The following is a 6,909-nucleotide window of genomic DNA, read 5'->3' on the forward strand; positions in this document are numbered from 1 at the left end:
GACAAGGACACCCGGCCGTTTTCGTTGGTGCACCGTCCCGCCTCCGTGGGGCTCTGGTGTCCTCTCGTCGCTGCCGAGGACGTCGCCGTAACCGGCGTAGACGATCACCAGCCACGGATTGGCCGCCGTGACGCCGGCGGCCAAGCGGCCGAGGTGCTGGTCCGGGTGGGCGAGCGAGGTGTACTGGTCTGAGGCGACCTCCAGTGCGATGGCTCTTCCTGGTTTCCGACGAGCCACCGGCAGTGTGCCGGGTGGTGGACACGCTCGGCTGATTTGGCTGGGGAGCGTGCTGCGTAGGAAGTCGGACCCGTCGACTTCCTGTGCGCGGGGGTTCTCAGGTGTGGGCGGCTGCTTGGGTGCGGCAGTGGGTGAGGGCGTACCTGATGCGGGTGTCGGGGTTGGGGGTGGTGGTGAGGAGTTCGCCGGCGGTGGTGAGGGTGGTCCAGTAGCGGGTGGGGTCGCCGGTGCGGGGGTGGGGGTGGGTGGCGGTGAGGGAGAGGTAGGCGGTGGTGAGGTTGCCGGTGGTGAACCAGCGGGTGAGGCCGTGGTGGTGGCCGGGGCGGAGGCTGCCGTGGGCGTCGACGGCGGTGAGGAGGTGGTCGACGACGGCGAGTTCGGTGTCGGTGAGGGACTTGGGGATGTCGAAGACGCCGAGGGCTTCGAGGAGTTCGCCGGTGTCGTTCTCGGTGTCGGGGCGGGGGTCGGCGAGGAGGGCGTCGTAGCAGTCGTTGAGGCGGCGGGTGGTTTCGGCGAGGGGGATGGTGAGGGCGAGGCAGACGGCGCGGGCGGAGGGGAGGGGCGGGTGGCCCAGGCGGGCGATCAGGGCGTAGGTCGCGGCCGGGGTGGCGCCACGGGAGAGGGCGTGGCGGGCGAGGGTGGTGAGGTGCATGGGGCTTCGGGCTTTCAGGCGGTGACGAGGACGGAGGTGGGGGCGGGGGCGACGTGCGCCCAGACGCACTTGCCGGTGCCGTCGGGGCGGGAGGAGCAGCCCCAGCGTTCGGCGAGCTCGTTGACGAGGAGCAGGCCGCGCCCGTGTTCGGCGTCCGGGGCGGCGGCTCGGAGGGTGGGGTGGGTGGTGCCGGCGTCGTGGACTTCGAGGCGCAGGCGGGAGCCGGTGAGGGTGAAGCGGATCTCGACGGGGTGGTCGTCGGGGGCGTCGGAGTGCTGGACGGCGTTGGCGAAGAGTTCGCCGAGGAGGAGTTCGGCGGTGTCCGTGTAGCGGTCGCCGGAGGGGAGGCCGGAGAGGTAGGCCCGGAGGAGGTAACGGGCCAGGGGCGTCGACTCGATGCGGGAGTCGAGGCGCGCGACGAACATGCGGGGGCGGCGGGTTTTGAGCATGGCGAAGTACCTCGGGGGAGGGGTGCGTGCGGGGGGAGTGCGCCGTGCGCGACTGTTGCTGAAGGCCCGGGCTGCGCCGATGGCGGTCCGGTCTTGGGGGTGTCGTCTTGGTCAGCCGACCGGGACCGGGACGCCCTGGATGAGGAGGGGGAGGCCGTCGCCGTGCTCCCAGGCGTCCCAGGCGTCCTCGACGCGGCGGTACTGGTCGTCGGCCATGGCGTTGCGGAGCTGATGACGGGGGACCCAGTGGAGGGCGTGGATCTCCTCCGGGGGCTGGTGGTGGCGGACGAGTTCGGCCTGCTGGGGCGTGAGCATCCCGCCCGCGTAGACGAGGTCGAGGCCCTCGGGGAACTCGGCGGCGGGCACGTAGTCGATGGTGAGGATCGTGCGGAGGGGCAGGACGAGCCCGGTCTCGGTCTCCAAGTGCCGGCGGGCCGCGAGGTGGGGGAGCTCGTCCTGCTCGGCGCTGCCGCCGGGGAGGATGAGGCCGTCCCGGTAGACGGGATCGACCAGGAGGACGAGGAGTTCGCCCGACCCGCCGGGGTCCTCGTGCAGGGCGAAGACCTGCTGGCCCGACCGGCGGGCGGGGGGTTTGGTCAAGATGCTGGTCCTGCTCAACTCTGCTCCAGGTAAGAGGTATTGGTGGCGGGCGGCAGCGGATGCTCGTCGATGGGACGGCGGCCGGGCGGCCGAAGTGCCGGCCCCGCGAAGACGCTCTCGCGCGGCTCGCCGTCCTCCAGATCGCCGAAGTGCTGCTTGGCTTCGTGGAGTTGGAGGAGAGGTTCGGGATTCCGTGCGTGATGCATGAGATCTCCGCAGGTTGCTCTGTGCGCCCGGGGAATCACCGGGTGTAGCCATAGTGCCGCCTTGGCCGCTACGATCGGAAGGCTTCCCCACTTGACAGTTCACCCGTGTGGAATTCGCGCAGCAGTGGAGGTCTGACGATGCGTGAGTCTCAGCTGGATCCATCGGCTTCACCCCTCAAGGCGTTCGGTGCCCAACTGCGCAAGCTGCGCAAGGCGGCAGGCCTGACGCAGACGCAACTCGGCCGGCGAACGAACTTGAGTGATAGTCAGATTTCGAACCTCGAAAGAGGGACACGCAATCCCACACTCGACTGGGTTCGTTTGGCTGACAAGGCCATCGATGCCGGTGGGACATTGGAACTGACGTACTGGAGTCTCAACGGGGCTTCGCTGCTGGAAGGGTTTCCCGAGTACGCGGCGCAAGAGGCGAAAGCTCGGGGCATCTCCCACTTCGAGCTGGGCATCATTCCGGGCCTGCTCCAGACCATGGAATACGCCAACGCTTTCGCTTCGGCAGCCGTACGGCGCGGCAGCATCACCGAGGAGCAGGCGGCAGATCGACTCGACTTCCTGGCCACACGCCAGAGGCTGCTTGGCCAGCGGTCAACGGCGCGCCTGCACTTCGTCTTGGACGAAGGAGCCCTCCTGCGAACGGTAGGAGGGTCCAAGGTCATGGCGCGGCAGCTGGCGCATCTTGAAGACCTCGCGAGCCGTCCGAACATCACCATCCAGGTAGCGCCGTTCTCGCTTGCGGAAGAGTTGCCGTTCACCATGGTTGTTACGCTGCTTACCATGGCGGATCGATCACTCCTGGCATACTCGGAGTGCCAGTTGCGCGGCTTCCTCGCGCGGGACGCTGATACGGCTCAGGCCTGGGAACGGGACTACCATCAGCTCCAGGTGGAAGCCCTGCCGAAGGCTGCGTCACTGGAGAAGATCCGCAAGCAAGGCGTGAGAGGAACGTCATGAACTCCCCTGTAGACCTGTCCGACGCCGCATGGTTCAAGAGCAGTTACAGCAACAATGGCGGTACCTGCGTCGAGGTGGCTCCCGACTTCCCTGGCCTGGCCCCTGTCCGTGACTCCAAGGATCCCCAGGGTCCGGCTCTCGTCTTCCCGGCCGATGCCTGGAAGTCGTTCGTCACCGCTGTCCGCAGTGGCGAGTTCGGCGACGTCTGAACCGGAGCCCGAAGGCGGCCCCTGCTTGGGGGCGGTTCCAGGGCGACACGTGGTCGGTTGACCAGGTTCAGGCCACGGAGAGGCAGTCAAACGCTCGGCTGGGGAGCCCCAGCCGAGCGTTTTGCGTGAGCGGGGGAGGGCACGGGAGGGTTATGGAACTTGACCTCGCCGGCGCCGGATGGCGGAAGAGCACGTACAGCAACAACGGGGGTAGTTGCGTCGAGGTGGCGGACGGTTACCCGGGTGTCATGCCGGTCCGGGACTCCAAGGATCCGGAGGGACCGACCCTCATCTTTCCGGTCAAGGAGTGGGAGTTGTTCGTCGTTGCTGTCCGCAGTGGAGAGTTCGACGTACTTTGAGGGGATGACGATGTACGACGGCATCACCCTCGACCAGGGCGGCTACTACTGGGCCAAGTCCAGCTACTCGGCTGGTGAGAACGGCAACTGCGTCGAGGTCGGCAGGACCCCTACCGGCGCCATCCCGGTGCGCGACACCAAGCAGCACCGGCGCGGCCCCGTCCTGGAGTTCACCCCGGCGGCGTTCCAGGGCTTCCTCGACGCGCTCAAAGCGGGCGAGTTCCGGAAGGGCTGTGAGGGCTATGGAACTTGATCTGGCCCGAGCTGGGTGGCGGAAGAGCACGTACAGCAACAACGGGGGTGACTGCGTCGAGGTGGCTGACGGTTACCCGGGTGTCATGCCGGTTCGGGGCTCCAAGGATCCGGAGGGGGCGGCCCTCGTCTTTCAGACCACGGAGTGGGAGTCGTTTGTCGTTGCGGTCCGCAGCGGCGAGTTCGACATACTTTGAGGGGAATGTCATGGCCGACCGCCGAGATCTGTCCGGCGCTTCCTGGGTCAAGTCGACGTACAGCCAGCAAGGCGGCAATTGCCTGGAGGTCGCGCGTGGCTCCCGTGAGCTGATGCCCGTCCGGGACTCCAAGGACCCCCACGGCCCCGCTCTGGTCTTCCCGGCCGAGGCCTGGGTGTCGTTCGTCGCCGCTGTCCGCAGCGGCGAGTTCGGCGAGCTCTGAAAGGGCGGCCATGCGTGACGGCACCGCCCTCGACCAGGGCGGCTACGGCTGGGCCAAGTCGAGCTACAGCAGCAGCGAGAACGGCGACTGCGTCGAGGTCGGCCGGACCCCGGCCGGCACCGTCCCGGTGCGCGACACGAAGCAGCGCCGGCGTGGCCCTGTCCTGGAGTTCACCCCTGCGGCGTTCCAGGGCTTCCTCGACGCCGTCAAAGTGGGCGAGTTCCCGGTTCAGCTGTGACGGGTGAGGACGATCGGGGGCGGAAGGAAGATGAGTGCTATGGATCTTGACCTTGCCGGCGCCGGGTGGCGGAAGAGCACGTACAGCAATGGTGGGGGCGGCTGCGTCGAGGTGGCGGATGGTTACCCGGGTGTCATGCCGGTCCGGGACTCCAAGGATCCGGAGGGGCCGGCTCTCGTCTTTCCGGTCAGGGAGTGGGAGTTGTTCGTCGCTGCGGTCCGCAGTGGCGAGTTCGACGTACTTTGAGGGGAATGTCATGGCCGACCGCCGAGATCTGTCCGGCGCTTCCTGGGTCAAGTCGACGTACAGCCAACAAGGCGGCGACTGCCTTGAGGTCGCGCGTGGCTCTAGAGAATCGATGCCGGTCCGAGACTCCAAGGATCCCCAGGGTCCGGTCCTCGTCTTCCCGGCGGAGGCGTGGGTGTCGTTCGTCGCCGCTGTCCGCAGCGGCGAGTTCGGCGAACTACAAGAGGATGACCATGCGTGACGGCACCGCCCTCGACCAGGGCGGCTACGGCTGGGCCAAGTCCAGCTACAGCAGCAGCGAGAACGGCAACTGCGTCGAGGTCGGTCGGACCCCTACCGGCACCGTCCCGCTGCGCGACACCAAGCAGCACCGGCGCGGCCCCGTCCTGGAGTTCACCCCTGCGGCGTTCCAGAGCTTCCTCGACGCCGTCAAAGCGGGCGAGTTCGCGCTCCAGGGCTGATCGGTAGCAGAGGGCCGTCCAGGTCTTTCCGGCGGCCCCTTCCCGGGCGAATCCCGCCCGGACGCTCGCCATCGAAGTCCCCTGGGGCGCAGGCTGCTTCCGTGACCGCGTCGCACGGGCGCGGTGCGAGCGGAAGGACTCACATGACGAGCACGCGCGGCCGCATCGCCGCTCTGCTGGGCGCCGTCGCGGTGGTCGCCGGCACCACCCTGGCCACCCCCGCAGCCGCCACGACCGCCACAGCCGCCACGGCCCGGCCCGGCGGCGGGATCACCGGGCAGGCGCCCTGTCCGGACGCGCCCGAGTTCACCTGCGGGACCCTCGCCGTCCCGCTCGACCACAGCGGCGCCGTCCCCGGCACCCTCGACCTCACCGTTGCCGTCAGCGGCAACACCAAGGCCCCCAAGGGCGACCTGCTGTTCCTCTCCGGCGGCCCCGGCCAGTCCAGCGTCCCGACGGTGAGGCAGATGGCGGGCAAGCTGGAGCCCGTCCTCAAGGACTACCGCCTGGTCATGTACGACCAGCGCGGCACCGGCCGGGGCGCGCTCCAGTGCCCCGGCCTCCAGGAGGACATGGGCTCCTCCGACCTCGCCGTGCCGCGCCGGCAGTCCATCGCCGACTGCGCCGCTGCCCTCGGCCCGAACGCCCGCTTCTACAGCACCGCGGACACCGTCGCCGACATCGACCTGCTGCGCCGCGCCCTCGGTGCCCGGCGCCTCACCCTGGACGGCGTCTCGTACGGCACCATCGTCGCCGAGCGGTACGCGTTCGCCCACCCGTCGCGGGTGGCCCGGCTGGTGCTGGACTCGGTGGCGCCGCCACAGGGCTTCGACCCCCTCGACCTGGCCGCGATGCCCGCGACCGCCCGGGTGCTGCGGGCCGCCTGCCAGGCCACCGGCTGCACCACCGACCCGGCCGCCGACCTCGCCGCCACCGTCCGCCGCTACGGCAACGGGGCGCAGGTCCTGAGCGCGCTCACCGGCTTCGAGTTCATCGACCCGGACTTCGGCGGCGTCCCGGAGATCCTGCACGAGGCCGCCGCCGGGCAGCCCGCCAAGCTCCAGGACCTCTTCGACCTCGTCCACCAGGTGGTCGACGCCGCACCGGCCGAGGACCTCAGCCAGGGCCTGCACTCCGCCACCCTCTGCGCCGACGCGCGCTTCCCGTGGGGCAGCACCGATACCCCGGTCGAGGGCCGGGCGGCCGCGCTGGAGCGCACCCGGCAGCGGCTGACCGCCGAGCAGACCTGGCCGTACGACCCGGCGACCGCGACCGGGCTCGGCAGCCTCCTGGTCTGCCTGGACTGGCCGCGCGAGCCGGTGCCGCCGCTCCCGCCGGCGCACCGCAAGCTGCCCAACGTGCCGGTGCTGCTGCTCGGCGGCGACCGCGACATCGCCACGCCGTACGAACTGCTCTACGAGCAGGCGAAGTTGGCGCACAACCCGCAGATCGTGATCGTGCCCGGGGCGGCGCACTCGGTGCAGAACCGGGCGGCGAACCCGGCCGGACGGCAGGCGGTGTACGACTTCCTGCTGAAGTAGCGGGAACCGCCGGCGGGCACCGTTCCGTACGTGGCGAAACCATGCCCGGGGCCCGGACCGCGTCCAGCGC

The 6,909-nt window shown here is 69.6% G+C and carries 16 protein-coding genes; 12 read left to right on the top strand and 4 right to left on the bottom strand.

From position 1 onward, the window contains the following. Positions 1–192, top strand: a 192-nt coding sequence (locus ACFU6K_RS26365) for a hypothetical protein (RefSeq protein ID WP_380667011.1), incomplete at its 5' end; no start/stop codon positions are given. 142 nt (positions 193–334) lie between these two features. On the opposite strand, the gene ACFU6K_RS26370 is transcribed toward ACFU6K_RS26365, so the two are convergent. From ACFU6K_RS26370 to ACFU6K_RS26385, 4 genes are all read right to left on the bottom strand, one after another. Next, the gene (locus ACFU6K_RS26370; RefSeq protein WP_380667013.1) at positions 335–889 is read right to left on the bottom strand and encodes a hypothetical protein; all 555 of its coding nucleotides are present in this window, start codon (positions 887–889) and stop codon (positions 335–337) included. 14 nt (positions 890–903) lie between these two features. Then, a complete protein-coding gene (locus tag ACFU6K_RS26375; RefSeq protein WP_380667015.1) occupies positions 904–1,338 on the bottom strand; it encodes an ATP-binding protein in 435 nt (144 codons plus the stop codon). Between the two features lie 111 nt (positions 1,339–1,449). Continuing rightward, the gene (locus ACFU6K_RS26380) at positions 1,450–1,938 is read right to left on the bottom strand and encodes an NUDIX domain-containing protein (RefSeq protein WP_380667017.1); all 489 of its coding nucleotides are present in this window, start codon (positions 1,936–1,938) and stop codon (positions 1,450–1,452) included. A 14-nt stretch (positions 1,939–1,952) separates the two neighbouring features. After that, the gene (locus ACFU6K_RS26385; RefSeq protein ID WP_380667019.1) at positions 1,953–2,144 is read right to left on the bottom strand and encodes a hypothetical protein; all 192 of its coding nucleotides are present in this window, start codon (positions 2,142–2,144) and stop codon (positions 1,953–1,955) included. A 138-nt stretch (positions 2,145–2,282) separates the two neighbouring features. Between ACFU6K_RS26385 and ACFU6K_RS26390 the strand changes: the two genes are divergently transcribed. From ACFU6K_RS26390 to ACFU6K_RS26440, 11 genes are all read left to right on the top strand, one after another. After that, the gene (locus ACFU6K_RS26390; protein ID WP_380667021.1) at positions 2,283–3,113 is read left to right on the top strand and encodes a helix-turn-helix domain-containing protein; all 831 of its coding nucleotides are present in this window, start codon (positions 2,283–2,285) and stop codon (positions 3,111–3,113) included. Continuing rightward, positions 3,110–3,322, top strand: coding sequence for a DUF397 domain-containing protein (locus tag ACFU6K_RS26395; protein ID WP_380667023.1), 213 nt, complete (start codon positions 3,110–3,112; stop codon positions 3,320–3,322). The genes ACFU6K_RS26390 and ACFU6K_RS26395 overlap by 4 nt, the downstream gene beginning before the upstream one ends. 152 nt (positions 3,323–3,474) lie before the next feature. Then, positions 3,475–3,681, top strand: a complete 207-nt coding sequence (locus ACFU6K_RS26400) for a DUF397 domain-containing protein (protein WP_380667025.1) — start codon at positions 3,475–3,477, stop codon at positions 3,679–3,681. A 4-nt stretch (positions 3,682–3,685) separates the two neighbouring features. Further along, on the top strand, positions 3,686–3,934 hold the full coding sequence (locus ACFU6K_RS26405) for a DUF397 domain-containing protein (RefSeq protein ID WP_380667027.1): 249 nt from the start codon (positions 3,686–3,688) through the stop codon (positions 3,932–3,934). Then, entirely contained in the window at positions 3,924–4,130 is a 207-nt protein-coding gene (locus ACFU6K_RS26410; RefSeq protein WP_380667029.1) for a DUF397 domain-containing protein, read from the top strand. The genes ACFU6K_RS26405 and ACFU6K_RS26410 overlap by 11 nt, the downstream gene beginning before the upstream one ends. A 10-nt stretch (positions 4,131–4,140) precedes the next feature. Continuing rightward, the gene (locus ACFU6K_RS26415) at positions 4,141–4,353 is read left to right on the top strand and encodes a DUF397 domain-containing protein (protein ID WP_380667030.1); all 213 of its coding nucleotides are present in this window, start codon (positions 4,141–4,143) and stop codon (positions 4,351–4,353) included. Positions 4,354–4,363: 10 nt separating this feature from the next. Then, the gene (locus tag ACFU6K_RS26420) at positions 4,364–4,591 is read left to right on the top strand and encodes a DUF397 domain-containing protein (protein WP_380667032.1); all 228 of its coding nucleotides are present in this window, start codon (positions 4,364–4,366) and stop codon (positions 4,589–4,591) included. A gap of 30 nt (positions 4,592–4,621) precedes the next feature. Next, positions 4,622–4,837 (top strand): DUF397 domain-containing protein, encoded by a 216-nt coding sequence (locus ACFU6K_RS26425; RefSeq protein WP_380667039.1) that lies wholly within the window; start codon positions 4,622–4,624, stop codon positions 4,835–4,837. Between the two features lie 10 nt (positions 4,838–4,847). Further along, complete coding sequence (locus ACFU6K_RS26430) at positions 4,848–5,078, top strand: DUF397 domain-containing protein (RefSeq protein WP_380667034.1); 231 nt, start codon at positions 4,848–4,850, stop codon at positions 5,076–5,078. Further along, on the top strand, positions 5,071–5,298 hold the full coding sequence (locus ACFU6K_RS26435; protein ID WP_380667035.1) for a DUF397 domain-containing protein: 228 nt from the start codon (positions 5,071–5,073) through the stop codon (positions 5,296–5,298). The genes ACFU6K_RS26430 and ACFU6K_RS26435 overlap by 8 nt, the downstream gene beginning before the upstream one ends. Positions 5,299–5,441: 143 nt before the next feature. Next, complete coding sequence (locus tag ACFU6K_RS26440) at positions 5,442–6,839, top strand: alpha/beta fold hydrolase (RefSeq protein WP_380667037.1); 1,398 nt, start codon at positions 5,442–5,444, stop codon at positions 6,837–6,839. The last annotated feature ends 70 nt before the right edge of the window (positions 6,840–6,909 follow it).

Source organism: Kitasatospora sp. NPDC057512, from assembly GCF_042802135.1.
GTDB lineage: Bacteria > Actinomycetota > Actinomycetes > Streptomycetales > Streptomycetaceae > Kitasatospora.

Excerpts from the sequence above, each read along its gene's own strand:
- ACFU6K_RS26370 (WP_380667013.1), bottom strand. The coding sequence starts at position 889 with ATGCACCTCACCACCCTCGCCCGCCACGCCCTCTCCCGTGGCGCCACC.
- ACFU6K_RS26375 (WP_380667015.1), bottom strand. The coding sequence starts at position 1,338 with ATGCTCAAAACCCGCCGCCCCCGCATGTTCGTCGCGCGCCTCGACTCC.
- ACFU6K_RS26385 (WP_380667019.1), bottom strand. The coding sequence starts at position 2,144 with ATGCATCACGCACGGAATCCCGAACCTCTCCTCCAACTCCACGAAGCC.
- ACFU6K_RS26390 (WP_380667021.1), top strand. The coding sequence starts at position 2,283 with ATGCGTGAGTCTCAGCTGGATCCATCGGCTTCACCCCTCAAGGCGTTC.
- ACFU6K_RS26395 (WP_380667023.1), top strand. The coding sequence starts at position 3,110 with ATGAACTCCCCTGTAGACCTGTCCGACGCCGCATGGTTCAAGAGCAGT.
- ACFU6K_RS26400 (WP_380667025.1), top strand. The coding sequence starts at position 3,475 with ATGGAACTTGACCTCGCCGGCGCCGGATGGCGGAAGAGCACGTACAGC.
- ACFU6K_RS26405 (WP_380667027.1), top strand. The coding sequence starts at position 3,686 with ATGACGATGTACGACGGCATCACCCTCGACCAGGGCGGCTACTACTGG.
- ACFU6K_RS26410 (WP_380667029.1), top strand. The coding sequence starts at position 3,924 with ATGGAACTTGATCTGGCCCGAGCTGGGTGGCGGAAGAGCACGTACAGC.
- ACFU6K_RS26415 (WP_380667030.1), top strand. The coding sequence starts at position 4,141 with ATGGCCGACCGCCGAGATCTGTCCGGCGCTTCCTGGGTCAAGTCGACG.
- ACFU6K_RS26420 (WP_380667032.1), top strand. The coding sequence starts at position 4,364 with ATGCGTGACGGCACCGCCCTCGACCAGGGCGGCTACGGCTGGGCCAAG.
- ACFU6K_RS26425 (WP_380667039.1), top strand. The coding sequence starts at position 4,622 with ATGAGTGCTATGGATCTTGACCTTGCCGGCGCCGGGTGGCGGAAGAGC.
- ACFU6K_RS26430 (WP_380667034.1), top strand. The coding sequence starts at position 4,848 with ATGGCCGACCGCCGAGATCTGTCCGGCGCTTCCTGGGTCAAGTCGACG.
- ACFU6K_RS26435 (WP_380667035.1), top strand. The coding sequence starts at position 5,071 with ATGCGTGACGGCACCGCCCTCGACCAGGGCGGCTACGGCTGGGCCAAG.
- ACFU6K_RS26440 (WP_380667037.1), top strand. The coding sequence starts at position 5,442 with ATGACGAGCACGCGCGGCCGCATCGCCGCTCTGCTGGGCGCCGTCGCG.